The organism is Pseudoxanthomonas sp. LjRoot143, assembly GCF_964252945.1.
GTDB lineage: Bacteria > Pseudomonadota > Gammaproteobacteria > Xanthomonadales > Xanthomonadaceae > Pseudoxanthomonas_A.
On sequence record NZ_CAXUPM020000001.1, the window covers coordinates 1,175,054 to 1,199,769 of the forward strand.

The 24,716-nt window shown below is 66.8% G+C and carries 23 protein-coding genes and 1 tRNA gene; 17 read left to right on the forward strand and 7 right to left on the reverse strand.

The genetic code is table 11. From position 1 onward, the window contains the following. Entirely contained in the window at positions 1-1,347 is a 1,347-nt protein-coding gene (locus ACSQ1W_RS05480) for a dihydroorotase (RefSeq protein WP_436042118.1), read from the reverse strand. Then, complete coding sequence (yidD, locus tag ACSQ1W_RS05485) at positions 1,347-1,607, reverse strand: membrane protein insertion efficiency factor YidD (protein ID WP_436042120.1); 261 nt, start codon at positions 1,605-1,607, stop codon at positions 1,347-1,349. The genes ACSQ1W_RS05480 and yidD overlap by 1 nt, the downstream gene beginning before the upstream one ends. A gap of 95 nt (positions 1,608-1,702) precedes the next feature. On the opposite strand from yidD, the gene dksA reads away from it, so the two are divergent. Next, positions 1,703-2,809: an RNA polymerase-binding protein DksA gene (gene dksA / locus ACSQ1W_RS05490; protein ID WP_436046111.1), complete on the forward strand. Its 1,107-nt coding sequence runs from the start codon at positions 1,703-1,705 to the stop codon at positions 2,807-2,809. Positions 2,810-2,888: 79 nt separating this feature from the next. Then, positions 2,889-3,344 carry a nucleoside deaminase gene (locus tag ACSQ1W_RS05495; protein WP_436042122.1) on the forward strand — a complete coding sequence of 152 codons (456 nt, stop codon included), beginning with the start codon at positions 2,889-2,891 and terminating at the stop codon, positions 3,342-3,344. A gap of 18 nt (positions 3,345-3,362) precedes the next feature. Here ACSQ1W_RS05495 and ACSQ1W_RS05500 read toward each other — a convergent pair whose 3' ends face one another. From ACSQ1W_RS05500 to cysS, 3 genes are all read right to left on the reverse strand, one after another. After that, on the reverse strand, positions 3,363-4,604 hold the full coding sequence (locus ACSQ1W_RS05500; protein WP_436042123.1) for an MFS transporter: 1,242 nt from the start codon (positions 4,602-4,604) through the stop codon (positions 3,363-3,365). Next, on the reverse strand, positions 4,601-5,038 hold the full coding sequence (locus ACSQ1W_RS05505) for a SufE family protein (protein ID WP_436042125.1): 438 nt from the start codon (positions 5,036-5,038) through the stop codon (positions 4,601-4,603). The genes ACSQ1W_RS05500 and ACSQ1W_RS05505 overlap by 4 nt, the downstream gene beginning before the upstream one ends. Before the next feature lie 157 nt (positions 5,039-5,195). Beyond that, complete coding sequence (gene cysS, locus ACSQ1W_RS05510; RefSeq protein WP_436042126.1) at positions 5,196-6,584, reverse strand: cysteine--tRNA ligase; 1,389 nt, start codon at positions 6,582-6,584, stop codon at positions 5,196-5,198. 142 nt (positions 6,585-6,726) lie between these two features. Between cysS and ACSQ1W_RS05515 the strand changes: the two genes are divergently transcribed. The 13 genes from ACSQ1W_RS05515 to ACSQ1W_RS05575 all read left to right on the forward strand — a co-directional run bounded on the left by ACSQ1W_RS05515 (position 6,727) and on the right by ACSQ1W_RS05575 (position 18,968). Further along, a complete protein-coding gene (locus ACSQ1W_RS05515) occupies positions 6,727-7,233 on the forward strand; it encodes a hypothetical protein (RefSeq protein ID WP_192268711.1) in 507 nt (168 codons plus the stop codon). Positions 7,234-7,505: 272 nt separating this feature from the next. After that, the gene (locus tag ACSQ1W_RS05520) at positions 7,506-8,507 is read left to right on the forward strand and encodes an N-acetylornithine carbamoyltransferase (protein ID WP_192268709.1); all 1,002 of its coding nucleotides are present in this window, start codon (positions 7,506-7,508) and stop codon (positions 8,505-8,507) included. 78 nt (positions 8,508-8,585) lie between these two features. Beyond that, the gene (locus ACSQ1W_RS05525; protein ID WP_436042127.1) at positions 8,586-9,791 is read left to right on the forward strand and encodes an argininosuccinate synthase; all 1,206 of its coding nucleotides are present in this window, start codon (positions 8,586-8,588) and stop codon (positions 9,789-9,791) included. 13 nt (positions 9,792-9,804) lie between these two features. Then, positions 9,805-10,245, forward strand: coding sequence for a GNAT family N-acetyltransferase (locus ACSQ1W_RS05530; RefSeq protein WP_436042128.1), 441 nt, complete (start codon positions 9,805-9,807; stop codon positions 10,243-10,245). Further along, complete coding sequence (locus tag ACSQ1W_RS05535) at positions 10,242-11,339, forward strand: acetylornithine deacetylase (RefSeq protein WP_436042129.1); 1,098 nt, start codon at positions 10,242-10,244, stop codon at positions 11,337-11,339. The genes ACSQ1W_RS05530 and ACSQ1W_RS05535 overlap by 4 nt, the downstream gene beginning before the upstream one ends. Before the next feature lie 88 nt (positions 11,340-11,427). Then, positions 11,428-12,747 carry an acetylglutamate kinase gene (locus ACSQ1W_RS05540; protein WP_436042130.1) on the forward strand — a complete coding sequence of 440 codons (1,320 nt, stop codon included), beginning with the start codon at positions 11,428-11,430 and terminating at the stop codon, positions 12,745-12,747. A gap of 1 nt (position 12,748) precedes the next feature. Continuing rightward, on the forward strand, positions 12,749-13,372 hold the full coding sequence (locus ACSQ1W_RS05545; protein ID WP_436042132.1) for a GNAT family N-acetyltransferase: 624 nt from the start codon (positions 12,749-12,751) through the stop codon (positions 13,370-13,372). Next, on the forward strand, positions 13,369-14,331 hold the full coding sequence (gene argC, locus ACSQ1W_RS05550; protein WP_436042134.1) for an N-acetyl-gamma-glutamyl-phosphate reductase: 963 nt from the start codon (positions 13,369-13,371) through the stop codon (positions 14,329-14,331). The genes ACSQ1W_RS05545 and argC overlap by 4 nt, the downstream gene beginning before the upstream one ends. Further along, a complete protein-coding gene (argH, locus tag ACSQ1W_RS05555; protein WP_436042135.1) occupies positions 14,328-15,620 on the forward strand; it encodes an argininosuccinate lyase in 1,293 nt (430 codons plus the stop codon). The genes argC and argH overlap by 4 nt, the downstream gene beginning before the upstream one ends. A 14-nt stretch (positions 15,621-15,634) precedes the next feature. Continuing rightward, entirely contained in the window at positions 15,635-15,874 is a 240-nt protein-coding gene (locus tag ACSQ1W_RS05560) for a YciI family protein (RefSeq protein ID WP_436046113.1), read from the forward strand. Positions 15,875-15,883: 9 nt separating this feature from the next. After that, positions 15,884-17,032, forward strand: a complete 1,149-nt coding sequence (proB, locus tag ACSQ1W_RS05565) for a glutamate 5-kinase (protein WP_436042137.1) — start codon at positions 15,884-15,886, stop codon at positions 17,030-17,032. Positions 17,033-17,051: 19 nt separating this feature from the next. After that, positions 17,052-18,317, forward strand: coding sequence for a glutamate-5-semialdehyde dehydrogenase (locus ACSQ1W_RS05570; RefSeq protein WP_436042139.1), 1,266 nt, complete (start codon positions 17,052-17,054; stop codon positions 18,315-18,317). A gap of 75 nt (positions 18,318-18,392) precedes the next feature. Next, positions 18,393-18,968 (forward strand): hypothetical protein, encoded by a 576-nt coding sequence (locus ACSQ1W_RS05575; protein ID WP_436042141.1) that lies wholly within the window; start codon positions 18,393-18,395, stop codon positions 18,966-18,968. Positions 18,969-19,261: 293 nt separating this feature from the next. On the opposite strand, the gene ACSQ1W_RS05580 is transcribed toward ACSQ1W_RS05575, so the two are convergent. After that, positions 19,262-19,338: transfer RNA gene (locus ACSQ1W_RS05580), tRNA-Pro, on the reverse strand. A gap of 149 nt (positions 19,339-19,487) precedes the next feature. Here ACSQ1W_RS05580 and hisS point away from each other — a divergent pair. After that, the gene (gene hisS / locus ACSQ1W_RS05585) at positions 19,488-20,870 is read left to right on the forward strand and encodes a histidine--tRNA ligase (RefSeq protein ID WP_436042143.1); all 1,383 of its coding nucleotides are present in this window, start codon (positions 19,488-19,490) and stop codon (positions 20,868-20,870) included. 1 nt (position 20,871) lies between these two features. Continuing rightward, on the forward strand, positions 20,872-22,761 hold the full coding sequence (locus tag ACSQ1W_RS05590) for an HAL/PAL/TAL family ammonia-lyase (RefSeq protein WP_436042145.1): 1,890 nt from the start codon (positions 20,872-20,874) through the stop codon (positions 22,759-22,761). A 108-nt stretch (positions 22,762-22,869) separates the two neighbouring features. Here ACSQ1W_RS05590 and ACSQ1W_RS05595 read toward each other — a convergent pair whose 3' ends face one another. Further along, entirely contained in the window at positions 22,870-24,696 is a 1,827-nt protein-coding gene (locus ACSQ1W_RS05595) for a sensor domain-containing diguanylate cyclase (protein ID WP_436042147.1), read from the reverse strand. Positions 24,697-24,716 lie beyond the last annotated feature (20 nt).

Here is a 24,716-nt window from a genome sequence, read left to right on the forward strand (position 1 = left end):
TCAACGTGCGAACTCCAGGCGTTGGCCGTTGGGCGTGCCGACCAGGTGCTCGCCGTTCCAGACCATGCGGCCGTTGACCCAGGTGGCGCCGATGCGCGAACGGAAGCTGCGGCCTTCGAACGGCGACCAGCCCACCTTCGACAGCACGTCCTCGCGTTTCACGGTGAAGGGCTCGTCGTCGATCAGCACGAGGTCGGCGAAATAGCCTTCGCGCAGGTAGCCGCGCTCCTTCACGTCGAACAGCTGCGCCGGCGCGTGGGCGAACTTCTGCACGACGCGGGTGACGTCCATGCGCTGCTCGTGCACCAGTTCCAGTGCGGCCACCAGCGCGTACTGCACCAGCGGCAGCCCAGACGGCGCCTGCACGTACGGCTTTTCCTTCTCTTCCAGCGTGTGCGGCGCGTGGTCCGTCGCCAGCACGTCGACGATGTCGTCCACCAGCGCCCGGATCAGTGCCTCGCGGTCGCTGGCGTCCTTGATCGCGGGGTTGCACTTGATCAGGTTGCCCAGCGCGGCATAGTCCGCGCGATCGAAGCGCAGGAAGTGGATGCAGGTCTCCGCGGTGATCTTCTTGCGCGTGCCGTCGGCGGCGATCAGCGGGCCGGGGGTGAACAATGCCAGTTCATCGGCGGTGGAGATGTGCAGCACATGCAGGCGGGTGCCGTGCTTGCGCGCCAGCGACATCGCCAGGCGCGTCGACTTGATGCAGGCCTCGCGGCTGCGGATATCGGGATGGTGTTCGGCGCTCAGCGCATCGCCGTACTTGGCCTGGAAGGCGGCCAGGTTGGCGTCGATGGTCGGCGTGTCTTCGCAGTGGGTGATGATGGGCGTGGGCGCTTCGCGGAAGATCGCGTCCAGCGTTTCCGGGTTGTCGACCAGCATGTTGCCGGTCGATGCGCCCATGAACACCTTGATGCCCGGCGCCGTCTTCGGGTCCAGCGTGCGGATCGCCTCGAGGTTGTCGTTGCTGGCGCCCATGTAGAAGCCGTAGTTGCCCCAGGCGCGTCCCTTGGCGCGCTGGTACTTGTCCTCCAGCGCGGCGGCGTCGAGCGTCGGCGGGCTGGTGTTGGGCATGTCCATGAACGTGGTCAGGCCGCCGGCCACGGCTGCGGCGGACTCCGTGGCCATGTCGCCCTTGTGCGGCATGCCCGGTTCGCGGAAGTGGACCTGGTCGTCGATCATCCCCGGCAGCAGCCAGCGCCCTGCGGCGTCGATGACGGCGTCTTCCCCCTGCGGACGGATCTCGGCGGCGATCCGGGCGATGCGCCCGTTCTCGATGCGCAGGTCACCCTCGGTGACGCGGCCTTCATTGACCAGACGGGCGTTGACGATGACGGTAGCGGGCATCAGGGGTTCCTGGAGGGGCAGGGGGAGGAAGGACGCTCGTGGTCGCACGACGGTACAGGATCGTATCCGCCGGGGTGCAGGGGATGGCAGCGGCCGATCCGGCGGACCGCCAGCCAGCCGCCCTTCAGCGGGCCGAACCGGCCGATCGCCTCCATGGCGTACTCCGAGCACGACGGCACGAAGCGGCAGCGCGGTCCCAGCAGCGGGCTGATGAAGCGCTTGTAGCCCTTCAGCAGCAGGATGAGCAGGCGGGCGAGCATGGCCCGATGATACCGCGTCGGGTTGCCGCTGCCTCCCGGGTAGGCTATAAAAGCGCGCTTTCCCGATGCTCGGGAAGAACAAGGAAGCGCTGTTCGTGGCTGCAAAGAAACCTGCGAAGAAGGCCGCCAAGGCCGCCAAGAAACCCGCTCAGACCGTCGCCAAGAAGCCTGTCGCGAAGAAGGCTGTCGCCAAGAAACCGGCCCCCAAGCCGGTAGCGAAGAAAGCGGCCCCCAAGCCTGTCGCCAAGAAAGCGGCCGCCAAGAAGGCCGCTCCGGCCAAGAAGGCAGCCCCGGCGAAGAAGCCGGCGGCCAAGCCTGCGGCGAAGCAGGCGGCACCGGTCAAGAAGGCGGTCGCCAAAGCGACCAAGCCCGCAGTCGCCAAGAAACCCGCGCCCGCGCCGGCCACCAAGGCGGCGCCGGTGAAGGCAACGGCCAAGGCCGCGAAGCCCGCTCCCTCCGCACCGAAGCCTGCCGCCAAGCCGGCTCCGGCAAAGTCCGCCCCCACCGCGGCTGCGACCAAGACTCCAGTGCCTGCGCCCGCCCCCAAGGCGGCCGCCCAGGCTCCGGCGCCCGCCGCCAAGGTTCCGTCCCCCCCGAAGCCTGTGCCAGCCCCGAAACCGAATACCAAGAACGCCAAAGCCTCCACCGCCGTCGAAGCGCCCGTGAGCCCCCGTCCCGCCGTTGCCCGCCCCGTGGGCAAGGTCGCGGTCGCCGTGGCCGCCCGCCCTGCGGCGCCGGTCGTGCGCGGCAAGGTGAAAGAAGTGCCTTACAAGACCGACGAAGCCACCGGCCGTCCGATCGTGCCGACCGGCTACAAGCCCTCGTCCGACGAGGAGTACATGAGCCCCCTGCAGCTCGAGTATTTCCGCCAGCGCCTGCTCAACTGGCGTGCCGACCTGGTCGAGGAATCCAAGCAGACCATCGAGAACCTCAAGGACGAAGTCCGCGACATCGGCGACGAAGCCGAGCGCGCGACCCGCGAAACCGAGAACTCGCTGGAACTGCGTACCCGCGACCGCTACCGCAAGCTGATCGGCAAGATCGACAGCACGCTCAAGCGCCTGGAGGGTGGTGACTACGGTTACTGCGTCGACACCGGTGAAGAGATCGGCCTGGACCGCCTTGAAGCGCGTCTGACCGCCGAGCGCACCATCGACGCGCAGGAGCGTTGGGAGCACCTGCAGAAGCAGCAGGGCGATTGAGCCCCGCCGCCGACGCACATCGCAGAACCCCGCTCCGGCGGGGTTTTGCGTCTCTGGAGTCTGTCGCACAGGAGCGCATATGCAGCACGAAGACTTCATGCGCCAGGCCGTGGCGCTGGCCCGCGCCAACATCGCCGACGGCGGCCGTCCGTTCGGTGCAGTCGTGGCCAGAGGGGGCGATGTCGTCGCCTGCGCGGCCAACGGCATCCATCGTGACCACGACCCGACCGCGCACGCGGAGTTGCTGGCGATCCGCGATGCGGCGCACCGGCTCGGTACTCCGCGTCTGGAAGGGTGTGTGGTCTACGCCAGCGGCCATCCCTGTCCGATGTGCTTGGCTGCGATGCACCTGTGCGGCATTTCGCAGGCGTGGTACGCCTACGGCAACGAGGACGGCGAGCCCCATGGCTTGTCCACTGCCGAGGTGTATCGCGAGATGGCACGGGCGCCGGCGGAGCATCTGACGCTCCAGCTCGGTGCGCTCAGGCCCGAAGGCGAGCAGGGCCTGTACGACGAATGGGCCGCGCGGCGCTGACGTCGCGCAGCGACGCCGTCACTGCAGCTCGCGCAGGTCCAGCCGGCGCAGGCGCGGGGCCTTCCACGCGGTCACACCCGCCACCGACAGGATCGCGAAGCCGCCCAGGATCACCGCCGGCACCAGCCCCAGCAGTTTGGCCATCGTGCCGGCGTAGAACGCGCCGAGTTCGTTCGACGAACTGACGAAGATGCCGTTGATCGAGGAGACGCGCCCGCGCATTTCATCCGGCGTGGACAGCTGCAGGATGGTCGAACGCACCACTACCGACACGCCGTCGCACATGCCGTAGAACAGCAGGATGACGGCCGACAGCCAGAAGCTGCGCGACAGGCCGAAGGCGATCACGCTCAGACCGAAGCCGGCCACCGCGAACAGCAGCACACGGCCTGCATTCTTCTGCAGCGGATGACGTGCCAGCCACAGGCCGACGCAGACCGACCCGGCCGCCGGCGCCGCGCGCAGGATACCGAGGCCTTCGGGTCCGTAATGCAGGATGTCGTGGATGAAGGCCGGCAGCATCGCCACCACGCCGCCCAGCAGGACGGAAAACATGTCCAGCGCCATCGCGCCGAGCATGATCTGGTTGTTCAACACGAAACGCGCGCCCTGCGCGATGCTGGCGAACACGGGCAGGCTTACTGCCGGCGGTCCCGGCTCTTCCACGCGCAGGCGCGCCAGCACGGTAGCCGCCAGCAGCGCGAAGACCACTGCCATCGCGTACGACAGTGTCTTGCCGCCGAAGCCGACCAGCAGACCACCCAGTGCGGGCCCGGTGACCAGCGCCGCCTGGAAAATCACGCTGCCCAGGCCTGCCGCGCGCACGAAATCCTCACGCGGCAGTACTTTCGCGAACAGCGCGTTGTAGACCGGGCTGAGGAAGGAGCGCGCCATGCCGGTCAGCGCGATGGCCGCGTAGATCGGCCACGTCCCGTGGAACGGCAGCCAGCCTGCGGAGACCGCCACCAGGATCACGGCCGTGGTCGCCAGCGCCGCACATGCCACGATGCCGACGCGCCGCCGTGGGAGGTGATCGACGAGGTAGCCGGCGAACGGGGCCACGCAGAAGAAGGGCAGCACTTCCGCCAGACCGACCAGGCCCAGCGAGAACGTGTCGCGGGTCAGTTCGTAGATATGCCAGCCGACGGTGACGGCGACGATCTGGTACGACAGCAGGGCGCAGATGCGGTACGCCAGCACCGCCGCATAGCCGCGGTTGCGGAGCAGCGAGAACGCAGAGGGCGTGCCGGTGGCGCTCACTTCGCGTGGGCGGCCGTCTCGCGGATGAAGGCCAGCAGCGAGGCCAGGCCGTTGCTGCGGGTGGGGGAGAGGTGCTTGGCCAGGCCGATATCGGCGATGTAGTCCGGCGAGGTGGCGAGGATCTCGGCCGCCGGGCGACCGGCATACACGCGCAGGGCCAGGAAGATCAGCCCGGACACGATGGCCGAATCGCTGACGGCGTGGAAATCCAGCTTCGACGCCTCGCCTTCGGGCACGATCCAGACCATCGACTGGCAGCCGAGCAGTCGGTGCTCCTCGCGCTTCCATTCCTCGGGGAAGGCGGGCAGCTTGCGGCCCAGGTCGATCAGGTACTGGTAGCGTTCGGACCAGTCACCGAAGAAGGCGAATTCGTCCTTGATGGCCGCCTGTGCGTCGGCAGCGGTGGGTTCGAGCGGGAAGATCGTGTCGGTCATGGGGCTTTCTATCATTCTCTGAAGCCCCTCTCCCGCCGGGAGAGGGGTTGGGGAGAGGGTGCGGCGAAGTCCATTGAGCACCGGCATCCAGACTTCGTCGAACCTTCATCCGGCGCTTCGCGCCACCTTCTCCCGGGGGAGTAGGGAAGGGAGGGCGTCACGCCCGCTTCCAGCGCACACCCTGAGGCGTGTCTTCCAGCAGGATGCCTTCGGCCGCCAGCTGGTCGCGGATGGCGTCGGAGCGGGCGAAGTCGCGGGCCTTCTTGGCCGCTGCGCGCTCGTCGATCAGCGCCTGGATGCGGGCATCGTCGTCGGAAGAGGTGCCGCGACCGAACCATTCGGCCGGATCCTGCTGCAGCAGGCCGAGCACGCGGCCGGCGCCGAGCAGTTCGCTCTTGAGCCGGTGCTTGTCCGCGTCGTTCGAGGCCTTGCGGGCTTCCGCGGCGATGCGGGCGACTTCTGCCAGCGCCTGCGGCGTGTTGAGGTCGTCGTCCAGTGCGTCTTCGATGACCTGCGGCGTGACAGCGGCGGCATCGATGTCGCCCAAGTCGCGCAACGTGCCATACAGCCGGTCCAGCGTGTTTTTCGACTGCTCCACCAGCGCTTCGGACCAGTCCAGCGGCTGCCGGTAGTGCGCGGAGAGCAGCGCGTAGCGCAGCGCTTCCGGCGGGTGCTGCTGCAGCAGGTCGTGGACCTTTTCGATGTTGCCCAGCGACTTGCTCATCTTGGCGCCGCCGAAGTTGAGCATGCCGTTATGCACCCAGAAGCGGGCGAACGTCTTGTGCGAGCCGTCGGCGTGCTTGTGCGCGCACTCGCTCTGCGCCACTTCGTTCTCGTGGTGCGGGAACTGCAGGTCCACGCCGCCGGCATGGATGTCGATGGTCTCGCCCAGGTGGGCCGCGGCCATCGCCGAGCATTCGATATGCCAGCCCGGACGACCGATGCCCCAGGGCGAGTCCCAGCCCGGCAGGTCCGGCGTGGACGGCTTCCACAGCACGAAATCGCCCGGGTCGCGCTTGTACGGGGCGACTTCGACACGGGCGCCGGCCAGCATTTCCTCGGGGTCGCGACGCGACAGCTTGCCGTATTCGGCGAAGCTGCCGACGGAGAACAGCACATGGCCTTCGGCCGCATACGCATGCCCGCCGGCGATCAACTGCTCGATCATCGCGACGATCTGGCCGATATGGTCGGTGGCGGCCGGCTCGATGTCCGGGGCGAACTCGCCGGTCACGCCCAGGCCCGCCATGTCCTCGCGGTAGGCGGCGGCGTAGCGGTCGGTGATGGCCGAGATGGCCACGCCCAGTTCCTTGGCCGCCGCATTGATCTTGTCGTCCACGTCGGTGATGTTGCGGGCGTAGCGCAACTGGCCGAAGCGCCGGCGCAGCAGGGCCGCCAGCACGCCGAACACGACCGGGCCGCGTGCGTTGCCGATGTGGACGTAGTTGTAGACGGTGGGCCCGCAGACGTACATCGTGGGGATCGGGCCAAGGGGTGCGAAGTCCTCGACCCGGCGGGTGAGGTTGTTGTGCAGGCGCAGGGTCATGGGGACAGGGCAGGGGAGAGCCGTGGAATTCTACCGCCTGCGCCGTGCGCGAGGGTCTTGCGAGGTCCCGGGCGGCCGATGTTCAGCCTCACTCAAGGCGTGATTCTTACACTGGGGCCCCTGGATACCGCTTGCAGGCCACATGCCCCGCCTCCGCACCGCCCTTCTCCTGTCCTGTTGCCTGCTCGCCGCCCCGGTCGTTGCGCAGGAACGGGTGATCCCGACGGAGAACGTGCGTCTGGACTATGCGCAGGTGCTGGGCGTGGAGCCGGTCTACCAGACCCTGCGGGCGACCCGCACCGAGCAGCGTTGCGATGAAGTGCCCGCATCCAAGACTGAAGCCGCTGCACCGGAAGCAAAGGACGAGGGTCGCTGGAGCCGGATGGTCAGTTCGGTGCGGGGCTGGTTCGGCGGCGATGACGAGCCGGCTCAGACGCCTCCGGTGACGCTGCCCGCGGTCAAGGTCAATTGCCGCGTCGTGCCCATCGAGCGCGAGTTCCAGCGTCCCATCGCCTACGACGTGGACTACATCTACAAGGGCGTGAAGTACCGCTCGCGGCTGGCCGAGGATCCCGGCAACCGCCTGCGCATCCGCATTTCCGTGGTGCCCTATGTGGCGCCCGTCCAGCCGACCGCCAGCGGCCCCTGATTCGTGCACGGTTGCACACGCAACCGAATCCGTCCTTGCGCTGCGCCGCAGCACATGCGAGCATTCGCGCCCATGAAGATGAACGCACACGCCCATGCTGACAGCGCGGCCTCCCAGGCCTCGAGCATGACCTCGCGTGCCCGTCGACCGGAATCCTGCATCTAGCTGGGTACCCCGGACGTCGTCGCTTGTTCACCGGAAACCCAGCCAGAGGCTGGGTTTTTTCGTTTCCGAAGCCCGTTTTGCCACATTCCCGAAACCAGGATGCCGTAATGAAGCACTTCTTGAACACGCAGGACTGGAGCCGCAGCGATCTCGACGCGCTGCTGACGCAGGCCGCCCTCTACAAGCAGAACAAGCTGGGCGACGCGCTGAAGGGCAAGTCCATCGCGCTGGTGTTCTTCAACCCGTCCATGCGCACCCGCACCAGTTTCGAACTTGGCGCGTTCCAGCTGGGAGGCCATGCGGTGGTGCTGCAGCCGGGCAAGGATGCGTGGCCGATCGAGTTCAACCTGGGCACGGTGATGGATGGCGACACCGAGGAGCACATCGCCGAAGTGGCGAAGGTGCTGGGCCGCTACGTCGACCTGATCGGCGTGCGGGCGTTCCCGAAGTTCGTCGACTGGGCCTACGATCGCGAGGACATCGTGCTGAAATCGTTCGCCAAGTATTCGCCCGTACCGGTGATCAACATGGAGACGATCACCCATCCCTGCCAGGAGCTGGCGCATGCGCTGGCGCTGCAGGAGCACTTCGGCACCTCCGACCTGCGCGGCAAGAAGTACGTGCTCACCTGGACCTACCACCCGAAGCCGCTGAACACCGCCGTGGCCAACTCGGCGCTGACCATCGCCACGCGCATGGGCATGGACGTGACCCTGCTGTGCCCGACGCCGGACTACGTGCTGGACGAGCGCTACATGGGCTGGGCCGAGCAGAACGTCGCCGAGAGCGGTGGCTCGCTGCAGGTCAGCCACGACATCGACAGTGCCTATGCTGGCGCCGATGTGGTCTACGCCAAGAGCTGGGGCGCACTGCCGTTCTTCGGCAACTGGGAGCCCGAGAAGCCCATCCGCGACCAGTACAAGCACTTCATCGTCGACGAGCGGAAGATGGCGCTGACCAACAACGGCGTCTTCAGCCACTGCCTGCCGTTGCGCCGCAACGTGAAGGCGACCGATGGCGTGATGGATTCGCCGCAGTGCATCGCCATCGACGAAGCCGAAAACCGCCTGCATGTGCAGAAGGCCATCATGGCGGCATTGATCAAGTAGGGCGGGCCCACGCCCGCCGCTTCGACACCGACACCACACCATCCGGTGGGCCAAGGCCCACCCTACGAGAGTTCCAAGATGACCACCCCCCACGACTCCAACGACATCGTCCTCGCCTTTTCCGGCGGCCTCGACACCAGCTTCTGCGTGCCCTACCTGAAGGAGCGCGGCTGGAACGTGCACACCGTGTTCGCCGACACCGGCGGCGTGGATGCCGAAGAGCGCGCCTTCATCGAGCAGCGCGCCGCCGAGCTGGGCGTGGCCAGCCATGTCACCGTCGATGGCGGTCCTGCGATCTGGGACGGCTTCGTCAAGCCGTTCGTGTGGGCGGGCGAGGGCTACCAGGGCCAGTATCCGCTGCTGGTGTCCGACCGCTACCTGATCGTCGACGCCGCGCTGAAGCGTGCGGCGGAGCTGGGCACCAACGCCATCGCGCACGGCTGCACGGGCATGGGCAACGACCAGGTGCGCTTCGACCTGGCGGTGAAGGCCAGCGGCGACTACCGCATCGTGGCGCCGATCCGCGAGATCCAGAAGGAGCACACCCAGACCCGTGCCTACGAACAGGCCTATCTGGAAGAGCGCGGCTTCGGCGTGCGCGCCAAGCAGAAGAGCTACACGATCAACGAGAACCTGCTGGGCCTGACCATGTCCGGCGGCGAGATCGACAAGTGGGAAGCGCCCGGCGAAGGCGCGCGTGGCTGGTGCGCACCGCGCGCCGAGTGGCCCGAAGCGCCACTGCGGGTGACGATCGGCTTCAAGCACGGCGAAGCCGTCAGCCTGGACGGCCAGCCCGTCGCCGGCGCCGCGCTGCTGGCGAAGTTGAATGCGCTGTTTGCGCCATACGGCGTGGGCCGCGGCGTGTACACCGGCGACACCGTGATCGGCCTGAAGGGCCGCATCGTGTTCGAGGCGCCGGGCCTGGTGTCGCTGCTGGCCGCGCACCGCGCGCTGGAAGAGACCGTGCTGACCAAGCAGCAGAATCGCTTCAAGCCCGAGGTCGCGCGCAAGTGGGTGGAGCTGGTGTACGAAGGCTTCTACCACGATCCGCTGAAGGCGGACCTGGAAGCCTTCCTGCAGTCGTCGCAGTCCATCGTCAACGGCGAAGTGGTGCTGGAGACCCGCGGTGGCCGCGTCGATGCGGTGGCGGTGAAATCGCCGCACATCCTCAATGCCAAGGGCGCGACCTACGCGCAATCGGCCGACTGGGGCGTGGAGGAGGCGGAAGGCTTCATCAAGCTGTTCGGCATGAGCTCGACCCTGTGGGCCGAGATCAACCGCTGACCGGAACGCGTCGATGAGCGCCCTGCGCGTCAGCACGGACAAGGCGGAGCTGGACCTGCCGTTGATCCACCGTTTCCTTTCGACCGAGGCTTACTGGAGCCTGGGGATCCCGGAGGAAACGGTGGCGCGCGCGGTCGCGGGCTCGCTCTGTTTCGGCGGCCACGTCGACGGCGTCGGGCAGGTGGCGTTCGCGCGGGTCGTTTCCGATTTCGCGACCTTCGCCTACCTGGCCGATGTGTTCGTGCTGCCGGCGCATCGCGGTCGTGGCTACAGCAAGCAGCTGGTCGCCGAGGTCATGGTGCATCCGCAACTGCAGGGACTGCGCCGGTTCATGCTGGCCACCTCCGACGCGCACGGGCTGTACGCACAGTACGGCTTCGACACACCGGCCAGGCCGCAGACGCTGATGGAAGTGTCCAGGCCGGATATCTACAACGAGATCAGAACCGCATGACCTTGCTCGCGACCACGCTCAAGCACCTCGAAGCACTGGTGTCGTTCGACACCAGGAACCCGCCGCGCGACATCGGCACGGACGGGATCTTCGACTACCTGCGCGCGCAGCTGCCGGACTTCCGCATCGAGGTGACCGACCATGGCGCCGGTGCGGTGTCGTTCTTCGCCGTGCGTGGCCAACCGAAGCGGGTGTTCAACGTGCACCTGGATACGGTGCCGTCGTCGCCGGCGTGGAGCGCCAGTCCGCATGTGCTGCGGATCGAAGGCGATCGCGCGATCGGCCTCGGCGCCTGCGACATCAAGGGCGCCGCCGCCGCATTGGTGGCGGCGGCACAGGTGACGAAGGGCGATGCCGCCTTCCTGTTCACCACCGACGAAGAAGCCAACGACGCGCGCTGCATCGCCGCCTTCCTGGCACGCGACCACGGCTTCGGCGAGGCCATCATTGCCGAGCCGACCCGCTGCGAAGCGGTGCTCGCGCACCGCGGTATCAGTGCCGTGCGCATGGCGTTCAAGGGACAGGCGGGCCATGCGTCGGCGGAGAACGCGCTGTCGTTGAGCGCACTGCACAACGCCATGCGCTGGGGCACGACGGCGCTGGATTTCGTGCAGGAGCAGCATCACCTGCGCTTTGGTGGGCTGACCGGGCTGCGCTTCAACATCGGCCGGGTCGAAGGTGGCATCAAGGCCAACATGATCGCGCCCAGTGCGGAGGTGCGGTTCGGCTTCCGTCCGCTGCCGTCGCAGGACATGGATCGGCTGCACGCGACCTTCCGCGGCTTCGCCAACGCCGACGCGCTGGACGAGTACGAAGAGACGTTCCGCGGCCCATCGTTGCCGTCCGGCGATGTAGCCCGTGCGGAAGAGCGCCGCCTGGCAGCGCGGGACCTCGCGGACGAACTCGGGCTGCCGATCGGCAACGCGGTGGACTTCTGGACCGAGGCCTCGCTGTTTTCGGCCGCAGGTCTGACCGCCTTCGTCTATGGACCGGGCGACATCGCCCAGGCGCATACGGCCGACGAATGGGTGGCGCTGGAGCAGTTGCAGCGCTACGCCGACAGCGTGGCAAGAATTCTGGATCAAACGAACTGACATGTAGGAGGGGCTTCAGCCCCGACCGGTAATTCCAGCATGACAGTCGGGGCTGAAGCCCCTCCTACAAGAAGCTATTGAAATCGACATGGAATCGAACAAGCAAACCCGTCAGACCATCATCCGGCTGCTGTCCAGCATGGGCAGCGCGAAGGAGATCTCGCAGTACGTCAAGCGCTTCTCGCAGCTGGACGCCAAGCGCTTCGCGGTGGTGAAGGTCGGCGGCGCAGTCCTGCGCGACGACCTGGAAGCGCTGACGTCGTCGCTGACGTTCCTGCAGGAAGTCGGCCTGACCCCGATCGTCGTGCACGGCGCCGGTCCGCAGCTGGACGAGGAAATGACGGCCGCCGGCATCACCAAGCAGACCGTCAACGGCCTGCGGGTGACCACGCCGGAAGTGCTGGCCATCGTGCGCAAGGTGTTCCTGCAGCAGAACCTCGCGCTGGTCGAGGCGCTGCAGCAACTGGGTGCGCGCGCCACCTCCATCGTCTCCGGTGTGTTCGAGGCCGAGTACAAGGACCAGGCCACCTACGGGCTGGTCGGCGACGTCACCCGCATCAACCAGTCGCCGATCGAAGCCAGCCTGAAGGCCGGCTCCATCCCGGTGATTGCCAGCATGGGCGAAACCATCGGCGGCCAGATCCTCAACATCAACGCCGACTTCGCCGCCAATGAGCTGGTGCAGGTGCTGCAGCCGTACAAGATCATCTTCCTGACCGGCACCGGCGGCCTGCTGGATGCGGAGGGCAGGGTGATCGACTCGATCAACCTGTCCACCGAGTACGACGAACTGATGGCGCAGCCGTGGATCAACGGCGGCATGCGGGTGAAGATCGAACAGATCAAGGACCTGCTGGGCCGCCTGCCGCTGACCTCGTCGGTGTCGATCACCAAGCCTGCCGAACTGGCCAAGGAACTGTTCACCCACCGTGGTTCCGGCACGCTGGTGCGTCGCGGCGAACGCGTGCTGCGCTTCGGGAACGGCTGGGACGGCGTGGACCTGCCGCGGCTGAAGACGCTGATCGAATCCAGCTTCGGCCGCACGCTGCTGCCGGATTACTTCGAACGCACGACGCCGTACCGCGTCTACATCAGCGAGAACTACCGCACCGCGCTGATCCTGACCCGCGAGGAGGGCTTCGCGTATCTCGACAAGTTCGCGGTGCTCGACGATGCGCAGGGCGAAGGCCTGGGGCGCGCGGTCTGGCACGTCATGCGCGAGGAGAATCCGCAGCTGTTCTGGCGTTCGCGCCACAACAACCAGGTCAACATCTTCTACTACGCCGAATCGGACGGCTGCTACAAGCAGGAGAAGTGGAAGGTGTTCTGGTACGGCATCGAGGATTTCGGCGATATCGAGCGTTGCGTGGCGCATTGCCGCACGCGCTTGCCGACGCTGAAGGACTGAGATGGCTGCCGCCTCACTTCCCGCCGCTTGGAAGCAGGTCCCCGTGCTGACGGGGCGTCACGCGCGCCTGGAACCGATGTCGCGCGACCACGTCGACGGCCTGCGTGCGGCGTTGGCGGGCGACGCGCTGGCTGCCTTGTGGTTCACCAGCGTACCGAAGGCCGACGAGGCGGCGAGCTACGTCGACGCGGTGCTGGCGGCGCAGATCGACGGCCGCGTGCTGCCGTTCGTGGTGCTGGATGCCGATGACCGCGTCGTCGGCAGCACACGCTACTACGGGCTGGAAGCGGACGTGCCCAAGCTCAGCATCGGCTACACCTGGTACGCACCGGACGTCCAGCGTACCGGCGTCAATACCGAGACCAAGCTGTTGCTGCTGACGCACGCTTTCGAAACGCTGGGCTGCATCAGCGTGGTGTTCGAGACCAGCTGGTTCAACCATCGTTCGCGCGCGGCCATCGCCCGCCTGGGCGCCAAGCAGGATGGCGTGTTGCGCAACCACAAGCGCCACGCCGACGGGTCGCCGCGCGATACCGTCGTCTTTTCCATCATCGACAGCGAATGGCCCGCAGTGAAACGCAACCTGCAGGCACGGCTGGCGCAGCACGAACAGGAATCCCCATGAGCAGCAAGAAGACCGTCGGCATCGTCGGCGCCCGCGGCCACACCGGCGCGGAACTGATCCGCCTGATCGCCCGCCATCCACAGCTGGAACTGGCGTTCGTATCCTCGCGCGAGCTGGACGGGCAGAAGGTCAGCGACCATATCGCCGGGTTCGTCGGCGACCTGCGCTACGAGAACCTGAACCACGACCAGGTCGGCGGCAAGGGCGCGGACGCCGTGATCCTGGCGCTGCCCAACGGCAAGGCCGCCGAACTGGTTGCTGCCATCGATGCGCAGGCGCCGGACACGGTCGTCGTCGACCTGTCGGCCGACTTCCGCTTCGACGAACACTGGTACTACGGTCTGCCCGAACTGACCCGGCAGAAGTACGCCGGCCAGAAGCGCATCAGCAATCCCGGCTGCTACGCCACCGCGATGCAGCTGGCCATCGCGCCGCTGCTGGATCGCCTGGCGGGGCCGCCGCAGTGCTTCGGCGTGTCGGGCTACTCCGGTGCGGGTACGTCGCCCTCGGACAAGAACAACACCGAACTGCTGCGCGACAACCTGATGCCGTACGCGCTGACCGACCACATGCACGAGCGCGAGGTCAGTCGGCAGCTCGGCGTGCCGGTGGAGTTCATGCCGCATGTGGCGCCGCATTTCCGTGGCATCACGATGACGGTCAATCTCTGGCTGCAGCAGGCCATGAAGATCGACGACGTCCGTTCGCTGTACCGCGAGCGCTACGCCGCCGAGCCGCTGATCCGCGTCCTCGACGAAGCGCCGTGGGTCAGCCGGATCGCCGGCCGGCACGGCGTCGAGATCGGCGGTTTCACCCTGGCGCCGGGCGGCAAGCGCCTGGTCGTGGTCGCCACGCTGGACAACCTGCTCAAGGGCGCGGCGACGCAGGCGATGCAGAACCTCAATCTCGCTTTCGGCTTCGATGAGCTGGAGAGCATTCCGCAGGAGACGACGGCATGAGCGACCTGTTGTGGCAGAAGCCCGGCGTGGCGGTGGACGCGGAGATCCAGCGTTTCCTTGCCGGCGATGACGTGGTGCTGGACCGGGAGTTCTTCCTGCACGACATCCAGGCCAGCGCCGCGCATGCCGAAGGCCTGCAGCGCGCCGGCATCCTGTCGGGCGACGAACTGGCGGGACTGAAGCGCGAGCTGGCGATCCTGGCCGATGACTTCCGCCGTGGCGACTTCGTGCTCGATGAGCGCTTCGAGGACGGCCACTCCGCCATCGAGGCGCGCCTGACCGAACGCCTCGGCGATGCCGGCCGCAAGATCCATACCGGCCGCAGCCGCAACGACCAGATCCTGGTCGCCACGCGCCTGTGGCTGAAGGAAAAGCTGGCACGTGTGGCCGTGCTGTCGCGCGAGATCGCCAAGGTCGCGCTTGACCGTGCGCAGGCCGAACGTGACCTGCCGATCCCCGGCTACACGCACATCCAGCGGGCGGTGGTGTCGTCGGCCGGCATGTGGTGGGCGGGCTGGGCCGAAGCCTTCATCGACAACACCACACGCGCCCGCGACACGTTGCGGCTGGTCGACGCCAATCCGCTGGGTACCGCCGCCGGCTATGGCGTCAACCTCAAGCTGGACCGCGAGCACACCACGGCTGCTCTCGGCTTCGCGCGCATGCAGGTCAGCCCCATCTACGCCCAGCTGTCGCGCGGCAAGTTCGAACTGGCCGCGCTGGAAGCCCTGGGCGGCGCCACCCTGGACCTGCGCCGCATCGCGTGGGACCTGTCGCTGTTCACCAGCGCCGAGTTCGGTTTCGTCGCGCTGCCGGCGCAGTACACCACCGGCAGTTCCATCATGCCGAACAAGCGCAATCCCGATGTCATCGAGCTGATGCGCGCGACCCACGCCAGCGTCGCTGCCGCGCGTACCGAGATCGAGCACTTGCTGTCGCTGCCGTCGGGTTACCACCGCGATCTGCAGGCCAGCAAGGGCGCGATCTTCCACGGCTTCGGCCGCGGCCTGCCGGCGCTGGAGCTGCTGCCGGCGCTGCTGGCCAACCTGGGGTGGCGCGAAGACAAACTGCGCGCCGCGATCGATTCCGGGATGTACGCCACCGACGTCGCCGTCGAGGCGGCAGTCGCGGGCGTGCCATTCCGCGAAGCGTACAAGGCCGCGGCCGCGTCGGCCGACAGTGCAGGGCAGGGACGTACGCCGGAAGGCAGCCTGGCCGCGCGCGTCTCGCCCGGCGCGGCGGCCGATCTGCGCCTGGACGAACTGCTCGCCCGCTGGGACGCCCTGTGACGCGCTACCTCGTCATGGCGATGCGTCGCCCCTCGTTCGACGATGCGGTCATTGCGCCGCATCTCGCATTTCTCGACGAGTTGCGCGCCAGCGGACAGCTGGAAATGACCGGCGGCTTCAGCGACAGGAGCGGCGGCGCCTACGTGCTGGTCAACGTGGCGTCGCTGGACGAGGCAAAGGCGATCGCGGCGCGCGATCCCCTCGCGCTGACCGGCACGTCCGACCTCACCGTCTACGAATGGAACACACGCTGAGCTGATGCCATGACGCACGCCACGCCGCTTCCGTTCTCCGAACAGCCGTTGCCGGCCTGGCGCCGCGCCGTGCTGAAGGTCGGCAGCAGCCTGCTGGCGGCCGATGGCGAGGGGCTCAGCCCGCGCCATGCACTGAACCTGGCGCAGTTCGTGTCGTCCAGCATTGCCGCGGGGCGCGAAGTGGTCATCGTGTCGTCCGGTGCGGTCGCCGCGGGACGTGGCCTGCTGCATCGCAAGCCGCAGGCCGGCGTGGCGATGGCGGAACGGCAGGCGCTGGCGGCACTGGGCCAGGCGCAGTTGATCGCGTTGTGGCAGCGCTTCTTCGACCGTCCTGTGGCGCAGGTGCTGCTGACCCACGACGACCTGCGCAACCGCCGTCGTTATCTCAACGCCCGCGCCACGCTGCAGGAACTGCTCGCACTGGGCGCGTTGCCGGTGGTCAACGAGAACGACACCGTATCGGTGGACGAACTCAAGCTCGGCGACAACGACAACCTCGCCGCGGTCGTCGCGGCGTTGATCGATGCCGACGCGCTGTTCATCGCCACCGACATCGACGGCTTCTATACCGCCAATCCGCGTACGCACGCCGATGCGCGTCCGATCCTCGATGTCGAGGCGCTGACGCCGGAGTTCTTCGCGATGGCCGGTGGCGCGGGCAGCGGCGTCGGCACCGGCGGCATGCATACCAAGCTGGAAGCCGCGGCCAAGGCCGCGGCGGCCGGCATCGAGACCTTCCTGTTCAACGGCACGCAGGCGGCGACCGTCTCCACGCTGGCACGCGGCGCGCTGCTCGGTACGCGCTTCCGGCCCGCGCAGAACCGGCTGGCGGCCCGCAAGTACTGGCTGCGCAACGTGCCGGTCGAATCCGGCGCCATCGTGGTCGACGCCGGTGCGGCGAACGCGATGGGCCAGAAGGGCGCGTCGCTGCTGCCGGGCGGCGTAACCACGGCGGAAGGTGATTTCCGCCGTGGCGACATGGTCGAGCTGGTGCTGCGCGACGACGGCGGCGACCGTCGCATCGCGCGCGGCGTCAGCCAGTACTCGGCCGTCGATATCCGGCGCATCGCGCGCCGGCACTCGCGCGACATCGAAGGCATCCTCGGTTACACCTACGGCGAGAACGTCGTCCATCGCGACGACCTGGTCCTGGTGTGAGCATGCAGACGGAAACCCCATGACCGGCCAGATCACCCAGCAAGCCCTGCAATGCCGCGATGCGGCCCACGCCATCGCGTCGCTGCCGACCGAGGCGAAGAATGCGCTGCTGCAGGCGATGGCCGATGCATTGCTGACCGACGCGGCGGCGATCCTGGCGGCCAACGCGCAGGACATCGAGGCGGCTTCGGCCAAGGGCATCGGCACCGCCATGCTGGATCGCCTGCGCCTGGATGGCGTGCGATTGCAGGGCATCGCGGCTGCCGTGCGCGAAGTGGCGGCGTTGCCCGATCCGGTCGGGCAGGTGACCCGTGCCTATGATCGTCCGAACGGCATCCATGTCGAGCGCGTGCGCGTGCCGCTGGGCGTGATCGCGATGATCTACGAGGCGCGCCCGAACGTCACCGCCGATGCCGCGGCGCTGTGCCTGAAAGCGGGCAATGCGGTGATCCTGCGTGGCGGCTCGGAGGCGATCCATTCCAACACCGCCATCGCGGCGGCGCTGAAGCGTGCGTTGCGCGAGGCAGGGTTACCGGAGGCGGTGCTGACGCTGGTCGAAGACCTGCGTCGCGAGACCATCCTGGAGCTGATCCAGCTCAGCGACATCGTCGATCTGGTCATCCCGCGCGGGGGCGAGGGGCTGATCCGCTTCGTCGCCGAACACGCGCGCGTACCGGTGATCAAGCATTACAAGGGTGTCTGCCACCAGTACGTCGATGCGGGCGCGGACGAGGACCTGGCGCTGGCCTTGTTGATCGATGGCAAGGTGTCGAGACCGTCGGCCTGCAACTCGCTGGAGACGCTGCTGGTCCATCGCGATATCGCGCCGACCTTTTTGCCGCGTGCGGCCAAGGAGCTGCGGGCTCGCGGCGTCGAGGTCCGGGCGGATGCGGCGGCCAGGGATCTGATGCCGGATGCGACCAGTGCGACGGACGACGATTTCGCCGCCGAGTTCCTCGATCTGGTGATCGCGGTCGGCGTAGTGAATGACCTGGACGCCGCCATCGCCCATATCCGCCGCCATACGTCCGACCACACCGAGGTGATCGTCACTCGCGATCCCGTCCATGCGGAGCAGTTTCTCAACGCATTGCGCTCAGCCGTGGTGATGGTCAACGCCTCGTCTCGTTTCTCGGATGGCGGCGAACTGGGACTGGGTGCGGAGATCGGCATTTCCACCACGCGGCTCCATTCGTACGGCCCGATGGGGCTGGAGGCGCTGACGGTGGAGCGGTTCGTCGTGCGTGGGGAAGGGCAGGTGCGGCATCCCGATTTGCTCAGCTGAGATCGGGCGAGTCCAGATGTTAGGGTTTGACGTTCATCACAACCTAGACTCCGCAGCCGGAAGATGGAGATGACGATGCCGACGTATTACCTGATTTCGTCCAGCGATTCTGACAAAAAATGGGGCGGCAAGGAACTTCTGAGAGACAGCATCATTGATGTCGACGGTGCTGAGGTTGGAAACGAAGTTGCATTCGGGAAGAGTTCTTTTGATCAGACCTGTTTCGGAGAGTTCCTAAGGACTGGGACTATCTCGCCCGTTCAGTTTGTTTTTACGGCGCGAATACTGGTGATCTCCGATGTGGTACGTAAGTTCGAAAGCAGCGATGTTGAATCGATGGAGTTCATTGAACGGTCGACTGGCAGAGATTTTCGAATTTTCCGGCCGAAACTCGCGGTCGATGCGACCGATTTCTCGAGATCCAACATTGATCCATGGCCAGATCACGCCGTTCTGCGACCATGGCACGATCCGAGAGGCAGAATGTTTCTCCGTCCCGCAATTGATTGGGGAAAGATTCCGCTAGGCACGGATGCATTCCGTTTGGCCGATTGGCCAGGAGTGTCAAACATCGTTGTCTCGGATGTGTATAAGCGCCGTATTGAGGATGTCATCGAGGATGGGTACATCTCGTTTGAGCAGATGAGCTAGCGCATAGGTTGGGGTGAACGAAGTGAAGCCCAACATCGATACGCGGGCATCTCCCGGTGTTGGGGTTCGCAGGCTCACCCCAACCTATAGGCTTTCATAGGAACGGTGGACGCAACGCCGACTGGCGGAGAGGGAGGGATTCGAACCTTGGACACCGGTAGCGATTTGCTTGTGATGTCGGAAGTAGGAGTCGAACCAACCATTGCCCGCGATGAGATCAGCAGCTTGCTGGAAAATCGCGGGCATGAAAAAACCGCCACTAGGGCGGTTTCGTCGTAACACTCTGAATCTATTGGTCGGGGAGACAGGATTCGAACCTGCGACCTCTACGTCCCGAACGTAGCGCTCTACCAGACTGAGCTACACCCCGACTGAGCGCGAAATTATAGGGGGGTGAACCGGCCCGGGCAAGCCCCCGGAACGATCCTCTGACGAAAGTTGGGTGGACGGGCTGCGAAAGGCTGCGGCGGATACGCCAACGAAAGTAAAATGCGCCGTTCACGAAAGCCGGAGTTCCCCTTGATCAAGCCCCGTACCCCGCCTGGCGTCATGGAGCTGCTCCCGCGCGAGCAGATCGCGTTCCAGCGCATGCTGGACACCATCCGCCGGAACTACGAGCGCTTCGGCTTCCTGCCGGTGGAGACCCCGGTCTTCGAACTGTCCGAGACCCTGCTGACCAAGTCCGGCGGCGAGACCGAACGGCAGGTCTACTTCGTCCAGTCGACCGGCGCCCTGGCCAAGGAAGGCGAAGGCCTGCCCGAACTGGCCCTGCGCTTCGACCTGACCGTGCCCCTGGCCCGCTACGTGGCCGAACACGAACACGAACTGACCTTCCCGTTCCGCCGCTACCAGATCCAGCGCGTCTACCGCGGCGAGCGCGCCCAGCGCGGCCGCTTCCGCGAGTTCTACCAGTGCGACATCGACGTCATCGGCAAGGACGCGCTGAGCGTGCGCTTCGACGCCGAGATCCTGGCGGTGATCCACGCGGTCTTCAGCGAACTGGGCATCGGCGCCTTCACCATCCAGCTGAACAACCGCAAGCTGATGCGCGGCTTCTTCGAGGCACAGGGCGTGACCGACGGCGAACAGCAGGCCCTGGTGCTGCGCGAAGTCGACAAGCTGGACAAGCGCGGCGCCGACTACGTGCGCGAGACGCTGACCGGCGAAGGCTTCGGCATGTCGGCCGAGGGCGTCGACCGCATCCTCGATTTCGTCGCGGTGCGCAGCACCGGCCATGCCGATGCGCTGGCGAAGTTAGATGCGTTGGGGCAGGGCAGCGACACCTTCAACCAGGGCGTCGCCGAACTGCGCGAAGTGCTGGAACTGGTCAAGGCGCTGGGCGTGTCCGAGGACGCGTACTGCCTGAATTTCTCCATCGCCCGCGGCCTCGACTACTACACCGGCACCGTCTACGAGACCCAGCTGGACGGTTATCCGCAGATCGGCTCGATCTGCTCCGGCGGCCGCTACGAAGACCTCGCCAGCCACTACACCAAGTCGAAGCTGCCCGGCGTGGGCATCTCGATCGGCCTGACGCGCCTGTTCTGGCAGCTGCGCGAGGCCGGCCTGATCGCCGGCAGCGACGAGAGCAGCGTGCAGGCCATGGTCGCCCTGATGGACGACGGCCAACTGGCCGGTTCGCTCGACATCGCGCGTCGCCTGCGCGCGGCGGGCATCAATACCGAAGTGCAGATGGAGAGCCGCAAGCTGGCCAAGCAGTTCCAGTACGCCTCGCGTGCCGGCATCCGCTTCGTGGTGCTGGCGGGCGAAGACGAACTCGCCCGCGGCGTGGTGACGGTCAAGGACCTGCAGCGCGAACAGCAGTTCGAAGTGACGCGCGAGGAACTGGCCAGCAGCCTGAAGGTCGAGCTGGAACAGGCGCGCGCACTGGCGGGGCGCTGACATGAAACCGATCCTGCTGGATGGCAAATCCCTCACACGCGACCGTCTGGTCGAGATCGCGTTCGGCGCCAGCGTCGAGCTGGACAAAGGCGCGCTGAAGGACGTCGCGCGCGCGGCCGACTTCCTGGCCGAACAGGTCCGTCGCGAAGAGCCGATCTATGGCGTCTCCACCGGCTTCGGCAGCAACGCCGACAAGCTGCTCGGCGCGCATCCGTTGCGCGACGAACTGCCGGGCGCCGCCAAGTCCGGCCGATCGCTGCACGAGGAACTGCAGTACAACCTGATCGTCACGCATGCCGTATGCGTCGGCGAGCCGATGGCGCCGGAGATCGTCCGCGCCATGCTCGGCATCCGCATCAACACGCTGCTGAAGGGCCACTCCGGCATCCGCGTGGAAACCCTGCAGGCACTGGCGGCGATGCTCAATGCCGGCATCGTGCCGGTGGTGCCGTCGCTGGGCTCGGTCGGCGCCTCGGGCGACCTGGCGCCGCTGTCGCACCTGGCCATCGTGCTGCTGGGCGGTGGCGAGGCCTTCTACGAAGGTGAGCGCATCACCGGTGCCGAGGCGCTGAAGCGCGCGAGCCTGTCGCCCGTAAGCCTGTCGTACAAGGAAGGCCTGGCGCTCAACAACGGCACCGCGCAGATGCTGGCGATGGGCGTGCTGGCGACCTACCGGCTGGACCAGTTGCTCGACACCGCCGATCTTGCCGCCGCGATGACGATCGACGCGTTCGCCGGCCGCCTGGGCGCCTTCGCCGAGGAAGTGCATGCGCTGCGTCCGCATCCGGGCCAGGTGCACGTCGCCAGCCGCCTGCGCGAGCTGCTCGAGGGCTCGACGCTGGCCGATATTCCTTACCACCTGGTACCGAGGTTCCGCCCGTGGTTGCCGCGCAGCTGGGACACCGCCGAGGCGCAGGCGCTGCGCTTCGATATCGGCTGGGACTGGGTGCCGACCGACCAGCGCCACGGTCGCGAAAAGTTCTACCTGCGTTTCATGCCGTTCCGCGGCGGCAAGAAGCACCAGCCGCAGGACAGCTATTCGCTGCGCTGCATCCCGCAGGTGCACGGCGCCGTGCGCGATGCGGTCGAGCAGGCCCGGCGCGTGCTCGAGATCGAACTCAACGCAGTCACCGACAATCCATTGGTGTTCCCCGACAAGCAGGCCGAGCACGTCGAAGAGCAGGTGATCTCGGCCGGCCACTTCCACGGCATGCCGCTGGCGCTGGCGATGAGCTACGTGAAGGCGGCCATCCCGACGCTGGCGTCGATTTCCGAGCGCCGCCTCAACAAATTGGTCGATCCGTCGACCAACGACGGCCTGCCGGCGTTCCTGATCGGCAACGAGGACGGCACCGAATCGGGCCACATGATCGTGCAGTACTCGGCGGCGGCCATCGTCAACGACCTGGCCAGTCGCGCGCATCCGGCCAGCGTGTTCTCGGTGCCGACCAGTGCGAATGCGGAAGACCATGTGTCGATGGGCGCCAACGAGGCGCGCCACGTGCTGGCGATGGTGCAGGACCTGGGCAAGGTGCTGGCGCTTGAGCTGTACACCGCGGCGCAGGCGCTGGACCTGCGTCGCGACATGATCAACGCAGCCCGCGCCCTGTCGGACCGCACCGATGCCGAGGGCCTGGCCGTGAAGGTGGCCGGTGGTCCGCAGGCGGGTGCGGAGGGGCGCGAGGAGTTCCTGCACGAAGTCGAGGCGCTGCGTGCTGCCCTGGCGTCGAGCGAGGCGTTCCACCCGGGCCATGCCGTCGCGGCCGCGCATGCCGCGATCCGCGCGAAGATCCCGTTCCTCGACCGCGACCGTGCGCTGGATGGCGAGGTCGCCACCGCCGTGCGTCTGGTGGAATCGGGCGAGATCCTGGCAGCGGTCCGTAATCGCTGAGGCACAGGGGAGAGTGAGTGTGGGAGCGACGTAAGTCGCGATAGCTTTGAAAAGCTCGCGACTTACGTCGCTCCCACATCAGAAATCCCAGACCAGAAAATCCCGGCCCTACAGCGTCCGCACGCAGTCTCGCCCTTCGGCCTTGGCTGCGTACAGCGCCTGGTCGGCGACCTGCAGCGCCGACTCCAGGCTGTCGCGCGCTTCCAGGTCGACGCAATGCACGCCGATACTCGCGGACACGGCGATCTCGAGATCACCGCTGCGGCACGGCTGCGCGCGCAATGCATGCCGCAGTTCTTCCGCCACCACGCTGGCTTCACCCAGCCCCATTCCGGGCAGGGCGGCGATGAATTCCTCGCCACCGAACCGGGCCAGCAGCGCACCGTGCGGACGCAGGGTCTCGGCCAGCGTGTTCGACGTGCAGCGCAGGCAGTCGTCGCCGACCAGGTGGCCGTAGGTGTCGTTGATGCGTTTGAAGTGGTCCAGGTCGATCATCAGCAGCGAGATCGGTCGCTGCGAGTTGCGCGACTGCGACAACAGGTGCTCGAAGGCTTCGCGGAAGTGCGTGCGGTTGTAGAGGTCGGTCAGGCCATCGAGGCGGCTGGACTCGCGCAGCCGGTGATGCGCGCTCTCCAGTTCCGACATCGCCTGGCGCAGTTCGCCTGTCCGCTCGATGACCTGCGCCTCCAGCGAGTTCTTCGCGTCGCGCACGATGCGCTCGTTCTCGTTGCGCAGCGCGGCGTAGCGGTAGCCCAGCGCCACCGACAGCAGCAGCATCTCCAGCGCCGAACCGATCTGCACGCCGTACTCGGTGATGAAGGTCTTCGGCAGCAGGCCGAACGCCAACGCCACGAAGATCCCGGTGCCGAGCAGGAACATCGCCCACGCCAGCAGGAACACCTTGGCGGGTCGGTAGCCGGTACGCACCACCATCAGCGTGATCACCGCGATCCAGACGATGCTGGGAAACACCGCCGCCGAGGCGATCGGCGTGGCCACGTGGTAAGGCAACTGCGTGGCAGCGATGCCCAGCAGCACGAAGAACGCGATGATGCCCTTGCTGATGCGGTCGCCCAGCCGCCATCGCGTATTGAGGTCGAGGAAGGTGCGCGAGAACTGCTGCATGCCGATCTGCGCCAGGCAGACCGAGAGCGGCACCGACTTGTCCGCCAGCCAGGTGGAATGCGGCCACAGGTACTCGAAGCCCAGGCCGTTGAGGGTGAACAGCACCAGCCCGAAGGCGCTGATGTGGAACAGGTACCAGAAGTAGCTGCCGTCGCGCAGCACCAGCCACAGCACCAGGTTGTAGAAGAACAGCGCCAGCAGGATGCCGTAGTAGATGCCGATGCCCAGCTGGCCGTCGCGCGACAGCTCCGCAAAGGCGGCGGGCGTGTACAGGAACAGCGGCACCTGCATCGAACTCTGGCTCTGCACCCGCACCAGCAGGTCGACTTCTTCGCCGGTCGGCAGGTCGAGCCAGAAATTGGGGTGGCGGTAGCGGATGCTGCGTTGTTCGAACGGGAAGGCGTCGCCGCCGGCGTGATGCACGGTGCGGCCGTCCGGATAGCGGGCATACACGTCGATGCGGTCGCTCAGCGCGTACTGCTGGACCAGCAGCCAGCGTTGCTCGCGCGGGTTCTCGTTGGTCACGCGGACGTGGAACCAGAACGCGCCGGTCTGGAAGCCGAAGGAGGCATCGCCATTGGGTAGCGGGTCGAAGCGGCCGTCGTCGAGCAGGCGGTGCGTCTGGTCCAGCGTCGCTGCGCCGCCGGTGTCGTGCAGGTAGGTCGTCTGCGGCGCGAGGGGCAGGTAGGTGGTGTCGCGGGTGATGCGCGCCGGGGTCTCGGCGGCCACCAGCAGCGGCGCGAGGACAAGCAGCAGGAACCAGCCCGCCAGCCCGTGGCGCGCGAATCGCGAGTTGCGTGATGGCGGCATACCCGTCCCCCCCGGGGTGC

Excerpts from the sequence above, each read along its gene's own strand:
- ACSQ1W_RS05480 (WP_436042118.1), bottom strand. The coding sequence starts at position 1,347 with ATGCCCGCTACCGTCATCGTCAACGCCCGTCTGGTCAATGAAGGCCGC.
- yidD (WP_436042120.1), bottom strand. The coding sequence starts at position 1,607 with ATGCTCGCCCGCCTGCTCATCCTGCTGCTGAAGGGCTACAAGCGCTTC.
- ACSQ1W_RS05495 (WP_436042122.1), top strand. The coding sequence starts at position 2,889 with ATGCAGCACGAAGACTTCATGCGCCAGGCCGTGGCGCTGGCCCGCGCC.
- ACSQ1W_RS05505 (WP_436042125.1), bottom strand. The coding sequence starts at position 5,038 with ATGACCGACACGATCTTCCCGCTCGAACCCACCGCTGCCGACGCACAG.
- cysS (WP_436042126.1), bottom strand. The coding sequence starts at position 6,584 with ATGACCCTGCGCCTGCACAACAACCTCACCCGCCGGGTCGAGGACTTC.
- ACSQ1W_RS05515 (WP_192268711.1), top strand. The coding sequence starts at position 6,727 with ATGCCCCGCCTCCGCACCGCCCTTCTCCTGTCCTGTTGCCTGCTCGCC.
- ACSQ1W_RS05520 (WP_192268709.1), top strand. The coding sequence starts at position 7,506 with ATGAAGCACTTCTTGAACACGCAGGACTGGAGCCGCAGCGATCTCGAC.
- ACSQ1W_RS05525 (WP_436042127.1), top strand. The coding sequence starts at position 8,586 with ATGACCACCCCCCACGACTCCAACGACATCGTCCTCGCCTTTTCCGGC.
- ACSQ1W_RS05530 (WP_436042128.1), top strand. The coding sequence starts at position 9,805 with ATGAGCGCCCTGCGCGTCAGCACGGACAAGGCGGAGCTGGACCTGCCG.
- ACSQ1W_RS05535 (WP_436042129.1), top strand. The coding sequence starts at position 10,242 with ATGACCTTGCTCGCGACCACGCTCAAGCACCTCGAAGCACTGGTGTCG.
- ACSQ1W_RS05540 (WP_436042130.1), top strand. The coding sequence starts at position 11,428 with ATGGAATCGAACAAGCAAACCCGTCAGACCATCATCCGGCTGCTGTCC.
- ACSQ1W_RS05545 (WP_436042132.1), top strand. The coding sequence starts at position 12,749 with ATGGCTGCCGCCTCACTTCCCGCCGCTTGGAAGCAGGTCCCCGTGCTG.
- argC (WP_436042134.1), top strand. The coding sequence starts at position 13,369 with ATGAGCAGCAAGAAGACCGTCGGCATCGTCGGCGCCCGCGGCCACACC.
- argH (WP_436042135.1), top strand. The coding sequence starts at position 14,328 with ATGAGCGACCTGTTGTGGCAGAAGCCCGGCGTGGCGGTGGACGCGGAG.
- ACSQ1W_RS05560 (WP_436046113.1), top strand. The coding sequence starts at position 15,635 with ATGGCGATGCGTCGCCCCTCGTTCGACGATGCGGTCATTGCGCCGCAT.
- proB (WP_436042137.1), top strand. The coding sequence starts at position 15,884 with ATGACGCACGCCACGCCGCTTCCGTTCTCCGAACAGCCGTTGCCGGCC.
- ACSQ1W_RS05570 (WP_436042139.1), top strand. The coding sequence starts at position 17,052 with ATGACCGGCCAGATCACCCAGCAAGCCCTGCAATGCCGCGATGCGGCC.
- ACSQ1W_RS05575 (WP_436042141.1), top strand. The coding sequence starts at position 18,393 with ATGCCGACGTATTACCTGATTTCGTCCAGCGATTCTGACAAAAAATGG.
- ACSQ1W_RS05590 (WP_436042145.1), top strand. The coding sequence starts at position 20,872 with ATGAAACCGATCCTGCTGGATGGCAAATCCCTCACACGCGACCGTCTG.
- ACSQ1W_RS05595 (WP_436042147.1), bottom strand. The coding sequence starts at position 24,696 with ATGCCGCCATCACGCAACTCGCGATTCGCGCGCCACGGGCTGGCGGGC.